A 16,472-nucleotide genomic window follows, 5' to 3' on the forward strand; every position below is an offset into this window, starting at 1 on the left:
CCTCATATGAAGCGGGGGCGGTTTCATTTGGGGACAATACGGTACAGGTTGCCGCTGTCCGTGCCGAAATAGATCATCCCGTCCGCACTTTGCGCCAGTGAGCGAACTCTTTCATGCAAGTCTTCAAACAACCTTTCTTCTTTTACAGGGTTTCCCTGCGCATTAAGAGCAACACGGTTGAGGTGCTGTAACACCAGTGCGCCGGCAAACAGATGACCCTGCCAGGCCGGGAAAGCGCTGCCCTGATAAATCATCAGGCTGCCGGGGGCAATGGAAGGGACATAGACTTTTTTCGGTGATTCAATACCGGCTTTTTCTTTCGACTCGCCGACATCCAGCGGTCCCCAGTATTCCTTACCGTGTGAGGTCACTGGCCAGCCGTAATTGCGTCCGGGCAGGATCAGGTTGATTTCATCACCGCCACGCGGACCATGTTCAATTTCCCATAACCTGTTTGTCGCCGAATCAAATACCATGCCTTGCGGGTTGCGGTGACCATAGCTCCAGATCTCTGCCGATGCGCCAGACTGGCCATAAAAGGGATTATCTTTTGGTACTGAGCCATCAAGATTTAAACGTAATATCGAAGCTGCATGATTGGTCAGATCCTGCCCGTTCGGGCGGTTTCCTCTGTCACCGACAGAGAAAAACACATGGCCTTTCATATCAAAGGCGATTCGGCTGCCATAGTGTTTACTGGCGTCACTGTGTGAACGGGAAACCAGCAAATCCTGCCAGTCGGTAAGTGTCTGGCCTGACAATTTGGCTCTTGCCAGTGTGGTGGCACTGCCGTTGTTGACCGGTTTGCTGTAGGTAAAATAGATCCAGCCCTTTGCCAGGGGATCGGGGGACAGGATGACATCCAGTAAACCACCCTGACCCCGGGTATATATCTCGGGTAAACCACTCAGGGCGCTTTGTTGGCCTGAGCGGGTATCGACCAGTACCGCCTTTCCCTCACGTAGTGTAATAAGCAGTGTTGTTGGGTCAATAAAGGTCATTCCCCAGGGAACTGGCAGCCCGTCAGTCACTTTTTCAAGCTGATAATCCATGCCTTCACTGGAACCGGTACTGACAATGCTCGGCGCTGACACCGCTGATAAAGGCAATGTACTCAGCAATGCACCGATGAAAGCAAGGTGTTTGAATCTCATGGTATCTTCCTTAATCAAATGATCATTTCAGTAAGCCTAGTCGATGTTTATTCTGAGTTATCAATCAGTGGTTTGACATGTGCGGCAATCAGCTGTGCCAGCTTTGTGATGCCTGAGTGCCAGTGGGCGTTCTCCTCAAATACCGCGTAGCTCAGCCGCAGGCAATGGCGGTACTGATCCTGAGTGCAGAACATATTGCCGGGTAACAGGCTGATGCCGGCTGTCAGCGCCTGCTGATACAGCTGATAGCTGTCTGCCTGCTCGGGCAACGTCAGCCAGCAGAGAAAACTGCCATCGGGTTGATATAAATGATAGCGGCCAGCCATCCAGGGATAGTTGTCGAGGGCAGCACAAAAACGCTGGCTGAATGCGCGTTGATTGCGCTGGTAATAGCGCCTGACTTTACTGAGGTGAGTGCGGTATTTGCCTGTCTTTAAAAACTCAGCCACCGCCGACTGCATCAGATTCAGGCTGCCCATGTTGTCTGCAAGCAGGCGTTTTTCAATCAGTGGCTGATATTGTCCGGCCAGCATCCAGCCAATACGCAAACGCGAATCAAGTGTTTTAGATAACGAATTGCAATAGATCACCCTGTTATCGGAATCCAGACTGTAAATCGCGGGTGGTCGTTTGCTGTAACCCAAGTCGCCAAATACATCATCTTCAATCACAGGGATACCCGCGGTGATGCTGAGAAAGCGTTCGCGTTCACGGCGTGGCATCACAGCGCCGGTTGGATTATTAAAACTCGGGTTAATCAGAATCGCCGCGACCGGCCATTGTGCCAGAGCCTGAGACAGATGCGTTAAATCCATCCCGGTTTGCGGGTGAGAGGGGATCTCGACCACTTTCAGACCAAGTGATTCCAGTAATAACAGATTGCCAAAATAGCAGGGGGAATCCACGATGACGGTATCGCCCGGTTTGGCCAGCACCTGCAATGCCATACTGATCCCCTGCTGTGCGCCATGGGTGATCAGAATTTCATCGGGGGAGGTTGAAATACCCAGCCACTGATTGACAGTCACCAGTTGCTTTCTTAGTTGCTCATCGCCCGGCGGGAGCAAATAATGACTTGGCTGATGGGTCTGGTAACGACTGTGGCGGCCAATTTCTGCATACAGCGAGGTAATGGCGGGAAATTGGGTATTCGGGTGTGCGCTGCCGGTTGGCAGTAGCGACGATGACGGGGACTGTTGCAAGATGGTGCGGCTTAATGTCAGTAAATCGACAAAGGCGGGGGCCTGCATGGTCAGCGGTGCCGGTTGAGTGGCCATCGTGACCCGATAGCCGGACCGGGGATGCGCTTCAATTGTCTGATCCGCCTCCAGTTCCTGATACGCGCGTATGACCGTGTTTTTGCTCACCGTGAGCTGTTCACTCAACTGCCGGATTGAAGGGAGCTTATCGCCAGCCTGATACACACCGCGATCGATTCGCAGCGTCAGCTCCCGGATCACCTGGCGGTATTTGGCTTCGCTGGGTTGCTCTTCGTGTTGTACTTGTGGCATCTGTACCCTATCAAAATCACAAAACTGTCACTTTTTACTTTTTTTGTACCCATCTACAGTAGTGGAAAATCATGTTAATCACCAGAAGGACATCTCATTGGCTCGGTTTATTCCTTTCATATTTGTGATGCTGTGGAGCACGGGGTTCATTGGAGCCCGTTTTGGTTTGCCGTATGCGGAGCCTGCAACCTTTCTCTTTATACGCATGGCACTCAATATTCTGATTTTTATGGTGTTGCTGTACGTACTGAACGGCCAGCTTCCGACCGGTCGCGCGCGGCTGCACAGTATGGTCGCGGGAGTGCTGATTCATGGTTTTTATCTGGGCGGCACCTATTACGGCATATATCTGGGCATGCCGGCTGGCCTGTGCGCCTTGCTGGTTGGATTACAGCCGGTACTGACGGCGCTTTTGTTAGTCGCAATGGGGCAGGAGCGTCTGGCACTGTCCCAGTGGCTGGGATTGGTCGTGGGGCTGATGGGCATCACCCTGGTGCTGCAAGGCAATATGAGCTGGCAGCAAGAAGATCATCAAGTCGCCGCCTATTTGTGTGCGGCGACCGCTCTGCTCGGCATTACACTCGGCACCCTGTACCAAAAGCGTTTCTGTCAGCAGGTTGATCTGGTGGGCGGCTCGGTTTACCAATATCTGATGGCGGCGCTCCTGTTCGCACCTGTGATGATGACGATGGAAACCATGCAGGTGGAATGGAATCTGACATTCACCCTGACTCTGGCCTGGCTGGTGCTCGGTGTGTCGGTGACCGCAGTCTGGCTGCTGCTGTATATGGTGCGGCACGGTGAAGCCTCAAAAGTCGCCTCAACCTTTTATCTGGTGCCGCCGGTCACAGCGCTGCAAGCCTGGCTGGCATTTCATGAAACCTTTGATGCGATGAGTGCGGTCGGTTTTATGCTGGCGGCGATGGCGGTTTATCTGGTGATGCGAAAACCCAAAACAGCGCAAGCGCAGGAAAAAGCGTTGACCTCTGTGCAACAGGAAAGCTAAAGGGACAACAGGAAAGCTAACGGGCTGAAAAATCAGCCAAAGCGAAAAGGAATGTGTCAGATTGGCGATCAAGTGTGCATTTGATTCTTTGGGGTATTTACAACATGGGATCGGCTGGGTATCATGCGCACCACTTACGGAGAGATGGCTGAGTGGTTGAAAGCACCGGTCTTGAAAACCGGCATACGTTAATAGCGTATCTAGGGTTCAAATCCCTATCTCTCCGCCACATTCGAAAGCCTCGTCGACAGACGGGGCTTTTTTCATTGAGCTTCAGAGTGCGTTGTCCGGGATTTGAAAATCCCTCCATACCTTGTTCTGGCTCCACCACATTTAAAGAAACCGCTGAACTATCAGCGGTTTTTTTTCGTCTGCACTTTGGCCGCACTCTGGCCAGATTGAACTTGAATGCCGCTCATAACCATCTGCAGTGTCAGTTCATTCAGCCATCGCGGCAGGGGCACTCAGCATTGGATTACCAATGTCCCGTATTTGGCATAGATGCCCAGGGTTCAGCGGCAGGTAAAGCTTCACCTTTTTGCAGTAGCTCGATGGAAATGTTGTCCGGAGACCGAATAAACGCCATATGGCCATCACGGGGTGGGCGGTTGATGGTGACGCCCATTGACTGCAAATGCTCGCAGAGCGCGTAAATGTCCTCAACTTCATATGCCAGATGGCCAAAGTTCCTGCCTTCTGAATACATTTCAGGATCCCAGTTGTAGGTCAGTTCCAGCTGTGCCTCTGGTTGGTCAGGTGGCGCCAGAAACAGTAAGGAAAACCGGCCTTCCGGGTAGTCATTACGCTTGATTAAAGTCAATCCAAGGCCATCACAGTAAAAGGCAAGTGATTGCTCGATGTCTCTGACCCGAACCATGGTATGTAAGTATTTCATCGGTTGATCTCACTTTGCATTCAGCGCATCAAGCACACTTTGTGCACATGCTTGCGATGAATTCGGGTTCTGACCTGTGATCAGTAAGCCATCCGTAACGACGTGACTCTGCCAGTTGTCTTTTTTCACATACAGGCCCCCGTTAGCTTTGAGCATATCTTCTACAAGGAAAGGAACAATATCGGTCAATTCAACCGCTGCCTCTTCTTCATTAGAAAATCCGGTGACACGTTTTCCGGAGACTAAAGGTTCTCCCTGCGCATTGCGGGTGGACTTGAATACGGCAGGTCCGTGACAGACTGCGCCAACAGGCTTGCCCTGCGCGTAAAACTGTTCAATCAGTGCGATGGAATCCTTGTCATCTGCCAGATCCCACAGTGGTCCGTGTCCCCCTGGGTAGAAAACGGCATCAAATTCAGACGCATCCATTTCAGCCAGTTTGAAAGTATGTGACAGGGCAGACTGAAGTGTCTGATCTGAAGCGTAGCGACGTGTACTGTCTACGGCAGAACTTTCGTCCTGACTGCGTGGATCTATGGGCGGTAATCCACCTTTGGGAGATGCCAGAGTGATCTCGGCCCCTGCATCAGCCAGCGTGTAATAAGGTGTGGTGAATTCCTCCAACCAGAAGCCAGTTTGATGGTCGGTGTCACCGAGTTTGTCGTGTGAGGTCAGAATCATTAAAACTTTCACAATGTACTCCTGTTTGTTCTCTTTGATTGTTGGTGAGAATAAGTGTCTCCGTGATATTCTTGAATTCTAAAAAACTGATAATTGATATCCAAATTATGAATGTCTATCAGAAAGACCTGAATTTGCTGATGATTTTTCACATCCTTTATCAGGAAAGGAATGCGACTCGTGCATCTGAACGTCTGACTTTGAGTCAGCCTGCTTTGAGCCATAAGCTGAACAAACTCCGGTATGAATTTGATGATCCTCTTTTTGTCAAAGCGCCAAGAGGATTAACGCCAACGCCGAAAGCCCATGCGATTGCACCTGAAATTCGCCGTTTAATGAATGGCCTGGAGCAGTTTTACAGTGAGCTGGACACGGAAGATTTTTTGTCCCGGAGAGACAAGGTATACATTTACTCAACCGATTATATGGAACAGAAGTTGTTTGCCCGCCTGATTCCACATGTCCAGAAGCACGCCCCACAGTTAACCTTAGTGACCCACAATACCGGGAGCAAGCTGCCCAGAGCAGAATTGGAAAATGGTCAGTGCGATATTGCGATTGCAGGCTTTTATACCCAGTTACCGGATACATTCCGGCAGCAGAAAGTCGCCAGCGAGAAATTTGCCGTACTTGCGAATCGAAATCACAGCCGGATAGGGCAGGAGCTTGATCTTGAAACTTACTTAAGCTGCCAGCATATTGTGACAACCCTGACAGGCGATCTGCATGGCAATGTTGATCGCGGACTGGAAAAACTGGGGTTACGCCGTCAGGTTGTTGCGGGTGTGTCGAGTTTTTTATCCCCAGCCCGTATTATCCGGCACAGTGATCTGATCGTGACCTGCCTGGCATCACTGGCAAAAGAGGCAGCTCAGCTTGATGACGGTCTGGAGATCTATCCCGTCCCCTTCGAGCTGCCGGGTGTTGATATCTTTCAGTTTTGGCATGAACGGACACATGCCGATCCATTACGCCGTTGGCTGAGAGAGCAGATACGGGCTTTTCTGAGTGAGTAACAAAGGTATTTTGCAAGCTGTAGCATTTCTGATGACGTCGTTCCGTATAGTTGGTTGCACATGAACCTTGGCAACGATAGCGTTGGATCAGCTGTCCGTACGGTGACAACGTTTAATTTCTTTGATCAGTGCTTTGGCCAGTGGCGACGCAGAATTATTGTTTAACGTGATCAGCATGACCGGGATTTGATAGGTATATTTCTCGGGCAAGATAGGTTTAATCAGCCCCTTGTTGGCCCAAGTGCTGGCGTAGTGCTCGGGCAGATAGCCGATAAACGCACCGGATAAAATCAAATGGGCAATTCCCTCATCGTGATAGGCGATGGCCGTGTTCTGATAATTCAGCGCGTCGTTGCGGGTTTCCTTATCCCGCATATAGTTACTGGTGATCACCTCCGCTTGTTGTAACAGCGTGTTGATTTCCGAAGGGGGCAGTCGAACAGCGGGTGGCCTTTGCCGCAATACAGATAGTTCGTTTCATGATGCAGGGGGAAATAGTCGAGCCCTCTGAGCGGATGACGACTGACGCCGATCCCGACCAGCGAGCGCCCGTTCACCACGGAGGTTTCGACTTCGCGCGCTTCACAGACGTTGATGTCGAACTGTAAGTTATTACTTTTGCTTTTTAACCCGGCAATCACCTGGGATACCCGACAGCGCGGATCGTTGACTAAGGTATCGATCATGGCAATCGTGACCCGGCCGGACAGTTCGTTTTTAGAGCTTGCCACGGTGGCGGCAAAGGCTTCGCACTGCTGGAGTAATTCCAGTGAGGCCTGATAGGTCACACGCCCGGCTTCTGTGACCTCAAAGCCGCTCCGGCCGCGTTTGCAAAGCGTAATCCCAAGGCGCACTTCCAGATCGGATAAGTGAGAACTGATGGTAGAGCGACCGATGTTTAAGCGGGATTCCGCCGCCGACAGACCGCCACACTCAACGATAGCCACGAATATTCTCAGCATACGTAAATCAACATCTTGAATCTGCATAAGGGCTCTCTGTCAGCTTGTGTTTTTTGTTCGATAAAACCGGAATGAACTACGAACATTATGCTTTTATAAAACTTACAGAGCAAGCTAGCATTGTCTTATAGAAGCAATCTGATACAGAGATATCAGTCAGTCAGGAGAACAAACAAGATGTTTAGATATGGTGTTGATCAACTCAATCTGGATATTGTAAACGGCATAGCGGATGGCAGTATCAAAGCGGAACTCTGTGAAGAAGCTTTAGATAAAATCAATGCAAGCCGTCGTAATGTGGACATCATCGCCGCCTCAGACAAGGCGGTGTACGGCATCAATACCGGATTCGGCCCGCTGTGTGATACGCAAATCTCACCGGAAGAAACGCATCTGTTACAAAAAAACCTCCTGATCACCCATGCGGTTGGTGTGGGTGAGCCGATTGCGAAATCCATCTCAAAACTGATGCTGATCACCAAGATACATGCCTTAAGCCAGGGCTACTCAGGGATTCGCCTGGAAGTTGTTCAGCGTATGCTGGCGTTTCTCGAACACGATCTGATCCCTGTTGTGCCGGAGCAAGGCTCTGTTGGCGCATCGGGTGACCTGGCACCGCTTTCTCACCTGTTTTTACCCCTCATTGGTGAAGGTGAATTCTGGCAGGGCGACAACACCGTGCCAGCCGCACAAGCGCTGCGTGACAACGGTTTAGCGCCGCTTGAGCTGCATGCAAAAGAAGGTCTGGCGCTGATTAACGGCACACAGTTTATTCTGTCTCATGCCATTACCGCACTCACGAAAATGCGTTATCTGCTTGATTTGGCAGACCTTGCCGGTGCGATGAGTATTGAAGGGATGCAGGGGAGTGGTTCGCCATTCAGAGAAGAGCTGCACCTGACGCGTGCCTTTGCCGGCAACATTGAAGTCGCCGCCCGGATGAGGCGTTTCTTCAAAGACTCACAAAACATGGCCTCGCATGCTGATTGTGTTCGCGTGCAAGATCCTTATTCCCTGCGCTGTATTCCGCAGGTGCATGGTGCTTCGCGTAATGCCTTCAATCACCTGAAAGAACTGGCTGAAATTGAAATGAACTCAGTGACGGATAACCCGATTGTTATCAGCTCCGAAGAGGCCATTTCAGGCGGTAGTTTCCATGGGCAACCGCTGGCCATGGTGCTGGATTATGCATCGATTGCTGCTGCGGAACTGGGGAATATTGCAGACCGCCGCTGCTACCTGCTGCTTGAAGGCTTACACGGTCTGCCGCGTCTGTTGACGTCATCCGGTGGCCTGAACTCGGGCATGATGATCCCGCAATACGTGACCGCTGCGCTGGTGACTGAAAACAAATCACTCTGTTTCCCACCGTCTGCAGACAGCGTGCCAACCTCGATGGGGCAGGAAGATCACGTATCTATGGGCAGTATCTCGGGCAGAAAACTGAATCAGATTTTAGGAAACCTGGAAAAGATCATCGCTATCGAACTGATGTATGCGGCACAAGCGATTGAATTCAGACGTCCGAATCGCTGTTCAGATGTGATTGAAGAAAACTACCAAATCATTCGCGAGAAAGTGGCCAAGCTGGAAGAAGACCGCCTGCTGAAGCCAGACATCGACGCCATGATCGCATTGGTGAAAGCACAAGCGTTTAAAGTGAACTGAAGGGAGCCTGTAAGAATGGACACTGTAATCAATTTTCAAGAACAAATTCGACAAGGGATCCCGAGCGTACTGCCGGAGGCTAAACCGTATCCGGCCGGTGTGAACCGTGCGCCTAAACGCAAAGACATCCTGACGCCGGAAGAAAAGCAATTGGCTATTCGCAATGCCTTGCGTTACTTCCCGAAAGAATGGCATCAGGAACTGGCCGCTGAATTTGCTCAGGAACTGAAAGATTTTGGCCGCATTTACATGTACCGCTTCAAGCCGAACTACGACCTGAAAGCACGCTCTATTTCTGACTATCCGGCGAAATGCGAACAGGCAGCCGCTATCATGCTGATGATCGACAACAACCTGGATCCGGCGGTGGCGCAGCACCCTGAAGAGCTGATTACTTACGGAGGTAACGGTGCGGTATTCCAGAACTGGGCCCAATACCTGCTGACCATGAAATACTTAAGTGAAATGGAAAGCGACCAGACGCTGCATTTGTACTCAGGACACCCGATGGGCCTGTTCCCGTCGTCAGAAGATGCACCGCGTGTTGTGGTGACCAACGGCATGATGATCCCGAACTACTCTAAGCCGGATGACTGGGAAAAGTTCAACGCATTAGGCGTGACGCAATACGGCCAGATGACCGCAGGTTCGTTTATGTATATCGGTCCGCAAGGGATCGTACACGGCACCACCATTACTGTGATGAACGCCTTCCGCAAGGTACTTGAAAAAGGTCAAAGCCCGAAAGGGAAGATCTTCCTGACTGCGGGTCTTGGCGGTATGAGTGGCGCACAACCCAAAGCCGGTAATATCGCTGACTGTATTACGGTCTGTGCGGAAGTGAACCCGAAAGCGGCGATGAAACGTCACGAGCAAGGCTGGGTGGATGAGCTGATCGACAATATGGATGCGTTAGTCGAACGTGTCCGTGCAGCGCAAACCAACGACGAAGTGGTCTCGATTGCCTTTATCGGCAACGTGGTGGATGTATGGGAAACCTTCTACGAGAAGGACATTTTTATTCACCTGGGTTCAGATCAGACATCGCTGCATAACCCTTGGTCAGGCGGTTACTACCCGGTTGACATCAGCTATGACGAATCGAACCGTCTTATCCGGGAAGAGCCAGAGCTGTTCAAGGTGAAAGTTCAGGAAACCCTGAAGCGTCATGCGGATGCGGTCAATAAACACACAGCCCGCGGCACTTATTTCTTTGACTACGGCAATGCTTTCCTGCTTGAAGCGTCGCGTGCCGGTGGCGATGTGATGGCTGAAAACGGCATCGACTTTAAATACCCGTCCTACGTACAGGACATTCTGGGTCCGATGTGTTTTGACTATGGTTTTGGCCCGTTCCGTTGGGTCTGTACTTCAGGCAAGCCGGAAGATCTGGACAGAACCGATGCGATTGCCGCTGAGGTGCTGAACAAGATCATGGCCGAGTCGCCAGAAGAAATTCAGCAGCAGATGCAAGACAATATCACCTGGATCAAAGATGCGAAGCAAAACAAGCTGGTCGTCGGTTCACAAGCGCGTATTCTGTACGCTGATTCACAAGGCCGTATGGAAATTGCCAAAGCATTTAACGATGCGATCCATCGCGGTGAAATCGGTCCGGTCGTTCTGGGCCGCGACCACCACGACGTCAGTGGCACGGATTCACCGTTCCGTGAAACGTCGAACATTTATGACGGCAGCCGCTTTACCGCGGACATGGCCATCCACAACGTGATCGGTGACGGCTTCCGCGGCGCAACCTGGGTCTCGATTCATAACGGTGGCGGTGTCGGCTGGGGGGAAGTGATCAACGGCGGCTTTGGCATGTTGCTTGACGGCAGTGAAAGTGCAGAACGCAGGCTGAAGTCTATGTTGCTGTTCGATGTGAACAACGGCATTGCGCGTCGCAGCTGGGCCCGTAACAAAGAAGCGAATTTCGCGATTCAGCGCGAAATGGCAAGAACGCCTAAACTCAAAGTGACGTTAGCGAACCAGGTTGACGATGACATTATCAATAAACTGACATTCTAAATCAGTTGTCACTTATTGTTTCCTGAAAGCCCCGTTTTGACGGGGCTTTTTTTGTCACCCCTAAACCGCCGCCTATGGCGGTGGTGATTTTTTTGGGTTCAGCGTTTATATTCAAGGGTTGAATATCCCTCACTCCCTTGTTCTGGCTCAATCAAATCACCCATATCAATCAGCTGTTTGATTCATTTCTTTGCGTTGGATTTTTACGTGAATAAGTCATTATGAGGTTAAATGAATGAGGTTTTTAGCGGTTTAGTCCCTTTCGATGGCTGATTTCTCTGGGGGGAATGTTGTATCCTTATTCTTATCCTTTGGTTTGTTTTTGGTTGCATATCATTGGGTATATTTAACTTGTTTATAATTTACCCGGCGAATTGTCTGTGCTTGCTATTCTGTATTTCGTATTCCGCTAGCCTTTGTTCATTTTAAATTCTCAGCATTAATTTGCGTGATGGTAATCACAATAATATCAATTGCCAGGAACTAATGGCGATTAGTTAAATTTTTTTTGTTTTGTGTCAGTGGTTTGTTAGTTTTTCTATTTCTGGAATTTTCATCATTCGGTGGTTTTGTTGCTTGAAATCAACAGAATTTCCAGATTTATGTTTAATTTACCAATAGTGAAAAGTTTTGTTTCATTATTGATGTTGATATTAATTATTTTGTTTGAGTGCCATGCTAGCGAATCGACTTGGAATATGAGTTGTTCGCAGTGTTTCATGCTTTTGAAATGAATGTTTAATATATTAATAAGAGAGAATTGTTGAATGTCTCAGTTTTTGTTCCTGTATTTGGATGAAGAAAAACAAAAGTCTATAAAAGCAAAAAAACACATATGCAGAGGGACAACAACAATGAAAGGAAAATTATTAAACTTGTCGATTGTGGCAGCACTGGGTTTCGCGATTAGTGCTTGTGGCGGTGGCAGTTCTGGTAAAGATACAGCAAACAACAATTCATCCGGTGGTGATCAAACGCAATCCGGTGATGTATCAACCGGTCGCTTGATTGACGCTGCGGTAGAAGGCATGGACTATGTCACCGCCACCCAGAGCGGAACCACCAATGCAAATGGCGAATTCAGCTATAAGCCGGGTGAAAAAGTCACCTTTAAAATGGGTGGCCACAGCTTTACCTCGGTTGATGCCGGGAATGTGATTACCCCATTGGACTTAGCGGGTACAGAGGATATCAATGACAATGCGGTTGTGAATATCGTGCGTCTGCTGATGACATTAGATTCAGACGATGATCCTTCAAATGGCATCTCTATCAATGAAACAGTGAAGAACACTGCCACTCAAATTAACTTCAATGTTGCGCCCGCGGATTTTGGTAATGATTCTAATGTCACAGCGCTTCTGTCTCAGGCAAGTAAATCTGCCAGCGATCTGCCAGATGAGGCTGAAGCAAAAGCCCACTTTGAAGAAAGCCTGAGTACAACAACGGCTGATTTGAAAGGTATGTTTACCTTAGGCTGGGAAGTGGGTGAGGATTCTGAATATGCAGGCATTGTGAATATTTTCCCGAATGGTCATTTTCTGGTTGTGGAATATGAATATGAAGTTGGAGACGAAGATGAAGATCTTTGGCAAGGTTTCCAGTATGGGAGCTTTAAGCTCAATGGAACGGATTTAGTCGGGAAAAAGATCAACTGGTCTAAAGATAACGATAACAACGGTACTGCAGATGACCCCTTTGATGGCGGCCTGGCCAGTGATGACATCATCACCAATTTTGTCGTCAGCGATGCGTCACTTTCTTTGACCTGGACAGATCCAACACCATCGGATGATGAGGACGCTTCCGGAGATGAAGTGTTCCCGAGAGTGAATACCTCCAACACCATTGTAGGTAGCTGGGAACTGAAAGAGCAAAATGGCGGCCACGTTATATTTAATTTCCGCAATGACAATAAATTCTTTCTGGTTCAAATGGTAGATGGCGAGGCAGCGGAAGGTGAAGACGGTGATATCGGCATTGAATACGGAACTTATTCACATACAAACGGCGTACTCAATCTGGAGCTGACGTTTGATGGTTCCGGTGGCAGTTTAGTGTTTGATGAAGGCATAGAGGGAGAGACCAGGTCTCTTGATTCTGTTGTGAGCAGTGAAGCTGATGAGCTAACCATCACTTTTGGTGCTGAGGAGACATTAACCTTCGAACGCTTGCTGTAATCGCTCATTAACCACACAACGCCAGTCTGCGCTCTGACGCATTCTGGCGTTTTTGTTTTCAGACACCCCCTTGTTTGTTATGGTCTCCGCTTTTCATTCATTGAATTCACCCGGCAGCTACAGGCGCAAAATACTCCAGTAACCCGCCACATCGACGGTAAATTTTGTCTGTTCCTGTAAATGCACACGCAGCGCTTCGAGAGCTTCAGGATCGCCGTGAATCAGCTGAATGGGTGTCTTTTTCGCCAATGCCGACTGCTGTAACCATTGGGTCAGTTCAAGGTAATCTGCATGACCGGACAGGCTGGAAAGCATTTTGATTGAGGCACGCAACGGTATCCATTCGCCGTGTATTTTCACCGTCTCAACACCGGCCAGCATTTTCGCCCCCGTGTTCCCCCGGCCTGATAACCGGTAAACAAGACGGTGGTTTTGGGACTGCTGAGCAGACGTTTAAAGTGGTGCAGAATGCGACCTCCCGTTGCCATCCCGCTGCCGGCAAGAATGATGTGAGGGAAGGCTTGCTTTTCAATCGCCTTCGACTCATCCACAGTACGGATATAAATAATGTCATTGCACATGCGATGACATTCGTCGGGATTGAGCCGGTGCTGTTCACCGTACTGGCAAAAAATATCCGAGACTTGAATGGCCATCGGGCTATCAAGGTAAACGGGGATTCTGGGGATCCTCTTGTCTTCCATCAAGGTTGCCAGCATATGTTGCAAAGCCTGTGCCCGTCCCACAGCAAAGGCAGGAATCAGTAAGACGCCACCCTGGCTCGCAACCTGGTTGACGATTTCTGCCAGTTCTTCAAAGGGGTCTTGTGTTTCGTGCCGCCGGTTGCCGTAAGTGGACTCCATCAGAAGAAGATCAAGCGCGGGCAGCGGGCGGGGAGGCATCATCAGCACATCGTGAAAGCGGCCGACATCTCCGGAAAATCCCACGCGTTTTCCTTCCGCTTCCACAATAATACTGGCAGCACCGAGAATGTGTCCCGCCGGCTGCAGATAAAACCGAATCTCTCCGACTTCGACCGGTTCGTCAAAATCTACCGGCTGAAACAGGGCCATGCAGTCTTCAGCATTCTGCCTGTCGTAGAGCGGCTCTGGCTGCTCATGCTTGCCCAGATGGTGTTTGTTGTAATACCTGGCGTCTTCTTCGTGGATATGGCCGCTGTCTGCCAGCAGAATCCGGCACAGATCTTTGGTTGCGTGATGCGTAAAAACCGGGCCGCGGAAGCCATGTTTGTAGAGCACAGGCAGATAACCAGAGTGGTCGAGATGGGCATGGGTTAACAGAACGGCGTCGAGTTTTTCGATATCCATAGGCAATGTTTGCCAATTGCGTTCCCGCAACCACTTATAGCCCTGAAACAGACCACAATCGATCAGCACGCTGGTTCGTTCTGTCTCCAGCAGAAACTTGGATCCCGTCACCGTTTCAGTACCACCAAGAAAAGTAATTTTCATTCGAGAATTCCCACGTTGTCATCGTTTGACCGATTCAAAATCGTCGGGCGCGGTTCTATCGCTCAGAGAGTCGTGCCGATGGAATTGGGCTGTGTACGGAGATGTCGCTTTTCGTTAATCGGCCATGGTTATCGGTTAGCTTAGGTATGCAGGGGGCGTTATTCAAGGCAGGGGGAAGTCTTGGTGCGATTGGCTGACGCCCTTTCTGAATGAGTCCGCTTTTCCTGTCGGCCATTCGCACTGCGCCTAAACGCTCGTACAGGAAAGGTGTGATTGAACTCACAAGGTATTTACTTAGCCTGCTAACTATATTATATTGCTTAGCATGCTAAGTAATTTGGTGAGGCACCATGATTCAAGATATCAACATCCTTCGCGATCTGCCGTTAGCTGAGCAGCTCAGCCGCGTTTCCCGTTTATGGAAGATGGTGGCAGACCGTGAACTGGCCCCTTTGGGTCTCACGCATCCGCGCTGGACGGCGTTGTGGAAACTGCAGCGACTGGGCGATCACGTCAGTCAGAAAACATTGGCAGAAGCGCTGGAAATTGAACTGGCTTCGCTGATGCGCACTTTAAAACAGCTTGAAGAGCAATCGCTGGTGACACGCCGTTGCTGCGACAGCGATAAGCGCGCCCGGATTGTCAGCCTGACGGAAGAAGGGCGCCAACTGCTCACCCAGATGGAAGCGCGCATCATGCAGGTACGTAAACAGCTGTTGTCCCATATTAACGACCAGGAACTACAAAAGCTGGGCTTCATTCTGGAGCAGATTGCCCACAATGCGCTGGATTCTCTGAATAAAGAACACAATAACGATTCCAAGGAGAAATAAACCGCTATGACACCTGATCAAAAATTTGCCCGCTGGATCAAATACGCCTGTTTCGCATTTGTGTTGGTATTTGCTTATTTTTTGATGGCCGATTTGGCCATGCCTTTGACCCCACAAGCGATGGCGACCCGGGTTGTGACTAAAGTCGCCCCCAGAGTGAGTGGCCCGATCACCGAAATACATGTGCATAATAATCAGGCAGTCCATCAGGGCGATGTACTGTTTGTTATCGATCCGGCCCCTTATAAGCTGGCTGTCGAACAAGCGCGTCTGAATCTGGAAAAAGTGATCCAGAATAACAGCCAGTTGGATGCCTCTATTCTGGCCGCAAAGGCAGAAGTCGCGGCGAATGAAGCCATTCTGCAACAAAAAACACGCGAAGCGCATCGGTTGAGTACGCTGTTTCATCGTAACGGCACCTCACAACAGCTGCGCGATGATGCCCAAAGTGCCGCCATCGCAGCCAAAGCCAATTTGTCTGCCTCGCAAGCGCGCTTAAAAGAGCTGGAAGTCAGCCGGGGCGAAATCAGCGATAAAAATCTGAGCATCCGTGTGGCGAAAAATCAGCTGCAACAGGCAGAACTGAATCTGTCCTATACCCGGGTTGAAGCCAAACGCGACGGCGTGATCACCAATCTCCAGTTGGAGCAAGGTGCTTACGCGGCAGCCGGTAATCCGCTGGTGGCGCTGGTCTCAACGGATGTCGATATCATTGCCGACTTCCGGGAAAAGAGCCTGCGACATTTCAGTCACGACAGTCAGGCGCTGATTGCTTTCGACAGTCAGCCTGGGCAGGTCTTTACCGCTCGCATCAGCAGTTTGGATGCGGGTGTCAGTGCCGGCCAGTTTGATGCGAATGGACGGCTTGCCACGCCGACAGAATCTAACCGTTGGGTGCGGGATGCTCAGCGGATGCGCCTTCACCTGAATATTGAAGGGGACTCACCGCAACATTTACCCGCCGGTGCACGTGCCACGGTACAGCTGGTTCCGGACAGCGGTCTGTTTGCCTGGATGGCTCACGCTCAGATTAAATTCTTGAGCACTCTTCATTATATTTATTAAG

Annotated in this window: 15 protein-coding genes and 1 tRNA gene; 8 read left to right on the forward strand and 8 right to left on the reverse strand. The window is 50.1% G+C overall.

The window, feature by feature from the left end; all coding sequences use genetic code 11:
* Positions 1-23: 23 nt before the first annotated feature.
* Entirely contained in the window at positions 24-1,154 is a 1,131-nt protein-coding gene (locus P4S53_RS15035; RefSeq protein ID WP_337113283.1) for a PQQ-dependent sugar dehydrogenase, read from the reverse strand.
* Positions 1,155-1,201: 47 nt separating this feature from the next.
* Positions 1,202-2,665, reverse strand: a complete 1,464-nt coding sequence (locus P4S53_RS15040; protein WP_337113284.1) for an aminotransferase-like domain-containing protein — start codon at positions 2,663-2,665, stop codon at positions 1,202-1,204.
* Between the two features lie 127 nt (positions 2,666-2,792).
* Here P4S53_RS15040 and P4S53_RS15045 point away from each other — a divergent pair, with 127 nt between their 5' ends.
* Together P4S53_RS15045 and P4S53_RS15050 are read left to right on the forward strand one after the other, a co-directional pair.
* The gene (locus P4S53_RS15045) at positions 2,793-3,671 is read left to right on the forward strand and encodes a DMT family transporter (RefSeq protein WP_337114501.1); all 879 of its coding nucleotides are present in this window, start codon (positions 2,793-2,795) and stop codon (positions 3,669-3,671) included.
* Between the two features lie 138 nt (positions 3,672-3,809).
* Positions 3,810-3,900, forward strand: a tRNA-Ser gene (locus tag P4S53_RS15050).
* Between the two features lie 246 nt (positions 3,901-4,146).
* Here the strand turns inward: P4S53_RS15050 and P4S53_RS15055 are convergent.
* On the reverse strand, positions 4,147-4,566 hold the full coding sequence (locus tag P4S53_RS15055) for a VOC family protein (protein ID WP_046219256.1): 420 nt from the start codon (positions 4,564-4,566) through the stop codon (positions 4,147-4,149).
* A 9-nt stretch (positions 4,567-4,575) separates the two neighbouring features.
* The gene (locus P4S53_RS15060) at positions 4,576-5,259 is read right to left on the reverse strand and encodes a type 1 glutamine amidotransferase domain-containing protein (RefSeq protein WP_046219255.1); all 684 of its coding nucleotides are present in this window, start codon (positions 5,257-5,259) and stop codon (positions 4,576-4,578) included.
* Between the two features lie 128 nt (positions 5,260-5,387).
* On the opposite strand from P4S53_RS15060, the gene P4S53_RS15065 reads away from it, so the two are divergent.
* On the forward strand, positions 5,388-6,263 hold the full coding sequence (locus tag P4S53_RS15065; protein ID WP_337113285.1) for a LysR family transcriptional regulator: 876 nt from the start codon (positions 5,388-5,390) through the stop codon (positions 6,261-6,263).
* Between the two features lie 87 nt (positions 6,264-6,350).
* On the opposite strand, the gene P4S53_RS15070 is transcribed toward P4S53_RS15065, so the two are convergent.
* Together P4S53_RS15070 and P4S53_RS15075 are read right to left on the reverse strand one after the other, a co-directional pair.
* A complete protein-coding gene (locus P4S53_RS15070; protein WP_337113286.1) occupies positions 6,351-6,656 on the reverse strand; it encodes a LysR substrate-binding domain-containing protein in 306 nt (101 codons plus the stop codon).
* A complete protein-coding gene (locus tag P4S53_RS15075) occupies positions 6,653-7,252 on the reverse strand; it encodes a LysR family transcriptional regulator (protein WP_337113287.1) in 600 nt (199 codons plus the stop codon). Before P4S53_RS15075 ends, P4S53_RS15070 begins: the two co-directional genes overlap by 4 nt.
* 150 nt (positions 7,253-7,402) lie before the next feature.
* Between P4S53_RS15075 and hutH the strand changes: the two genes are divergently transcribed.
* The 3 genes from hutH to P4S53_RS15090 all read left to right on the forward strand — a co-directional run bounded on the left by hutH (position 7,403) and on the right by P4S53_RS15090 (position 13,101).
* Positions 7,403-8,893: a histidine ammonia-lyase gene (hutH, locus tag P4S53_RS15080; RefSeq protein WP_337113288.1), complete on the forward strand. Its 1,491-nt coding sequence runs from the start codon at positions 7,403-7,405 to the stop codon at positions 8,891-8,893.
* A gap of 15 nt (positions 8,894-8,908) precedes the next feature.
* Complete coding sequence (locus P4S53_RS15085) at positions 8,909-10,921, forward strand: urocanate hydratase (RefSeq protein WP_337113289.1); 2,013 nt, start codon at positions 8,909-8,911, stop codon at positions 10,919-10,921.
* A 767-nt stretch (positions 10,922-11,688) separates the two neighbouring features.
* Positions 11,689-13,101: a hypothetical protein gene (locus P4S53_RS15090; RefSeq protein ID WP_337113290.1), complete on the forward strand. Its 1,413-nt coding sequence runs from the start codon at positions 11,689-11,691 to the stop codon at positions 13,099-13,101.
* Positions 13,102-13,218: 117 nt separating this feature from the next.
* On the opposite strand, the gene P4S53_RS15095 is transcribed toward P4S53_RS15090, so the two are convergent.
* Entirely contained in the window at positions 13,219-13,482 is a 264-nt protein-coding gene (locus P4S53_RS15095; protein ID WP_337113291.1) for an MBL fold metallo-hydrolase RNA specificity domain-containing protein, read from the reverse strand.
* Positions 13,458-14,573 carry an MBL fold metallo-hydrolase gene (locus P4S53_RS15100; RefSeq protein ID WP_337113292.1) on the reverse strand — a complete coding sequence of 372 codons (1,116 nt, stop codon included), beginning with the start codon at positions 14,571-14,573 and terminating at the stop codon, positions 13,458-13,460. Before P4S53_RS15100 ends, P4S53_RS15095 begins: the two co-directional genes overlap by 25 nt.
* Before the next feature lie 350 nt (positions 14,574-14,923).
* Between P4S53_RS15100 and slyA the strand changes: the two genes are divergently transcribed.
* Positions 14,924-15,406 carry a transcriptional regulator SlyA gene (slyA, locus tag P4S53_RS15105; RefSeq protein WP_337113293.1) on the forward strand — a complete coding sequence of 161 codons (483 nt, stop codon included), beginning with the start codon at positions 14,924-14,926 and terminating at the stop codon, positions 15,404-15,406.
* A 6-nt stretch (positions 15,407-15,412) separates the two neighbouring features.
* A complete protein-coding gene (locus P4S53_RS15110) occupies positions 15,413-16,471 on the forward strand; it encodes an HlyD family secretion protein (protein WP_337113294.1) in 1,059 nt (352 codons plus the stop codon).
* Position 16,472: the final 1 nt, after the last annotated feature.

Source organism: Photobacterium sp. Hal280, assembly GCF_037162255.1.
Lineage (GTDB): Bacteria > Pseudomonadota > Gammaproteobacteria > Enterobacterales > Vibrionaceae > Photobacterium.

Coding starts and splice junctions, on each gene's coding strand:
- hutH (WP_337113288.1), top strand. CDS start 7,403: ATGTTTAGATATGGTGTTGATCAACTCAATCTGGATATTGTAAACGGC.
- P4S53_RS15065 (WP_337113285.1), top strand. CDS start 5,388: ATGATTTTTCACATCCTTTATCAGGAAAGGAATGCGACTCGTGCATCT.
- slyA (WP_337113293.1), top strand. CDS start 14,924: ATGATTCAAGATATCAACATCCTTCGCGATCTGCCGTTAGCTGAGCAG.
- P4S53_RS15090 (WP_337113290.1), top strand. CDS start 11,689: ATGTCTCAGTTTTTGTTCCTGTATTTGGATGAAGAAAAACAAAAGTCT.
- P4S53_RS15110 (WP_337113294.1), top strand. CDS start 15,413: ATGACACCTGATCAAAAATTTGCCCGCTGGATCAAATACGCCTGTTTC.
- P4S53_RS15055 (WP_046219256.1), bottom strand. CDS start 4,566: ATGAAATACTTACATACCATGGTTCGGGTCAGAGACATCGAGCAATCA.
- P4S53_RS15075 (WP_337113287.1), bottom strand. CDS start 7,252: ATGCAGATTCAAGATGTTGATTTACGTATGCTGAGAATATTCGTGGCT.
- P4S53_RS15040 (WP_337113284.1), bottom strand. CDS start 2,665: ATGCCACAAGTACAACACGAAGAGCAACCCAGCGAAGCCAAATACCGC.
- P4S53_RS15045 (WP_337114501.1), top strand. CDS start 2,793: ATGCTGTGGAGCACGGGGTTCATTGGAGCCCGTTTTGGTTTGCCGTAT.
- P4S53_RS15035 (WP_337113283.1), bottom strand. CDS start 1,154: ATGAGATTCAAACACCTTGCTTTCATCGGTGCATTGCTGAGTACATTG.
- P4S53_RS15095 (WP_337113291.1), bottom strand. CDS start 13,482: ATGCTGGCCGGTGTTGAGACGGTGAAAATACACGGCGAATGGATACCG.
- P4S53_RS15100 (WP_337113292.1), bottom strand. CDS start 14,573: ATGAAAATTACTTTTCTTGGTGGTACTGAAACGGTGACGGGATCCAAG.
- P4S53_RS15085 (WP_337113289.1), top strand. CDS start 8,909: ATGGACACTGTAATCAATTTTCAAGAACAAATTCGACAAGGGATCCCG.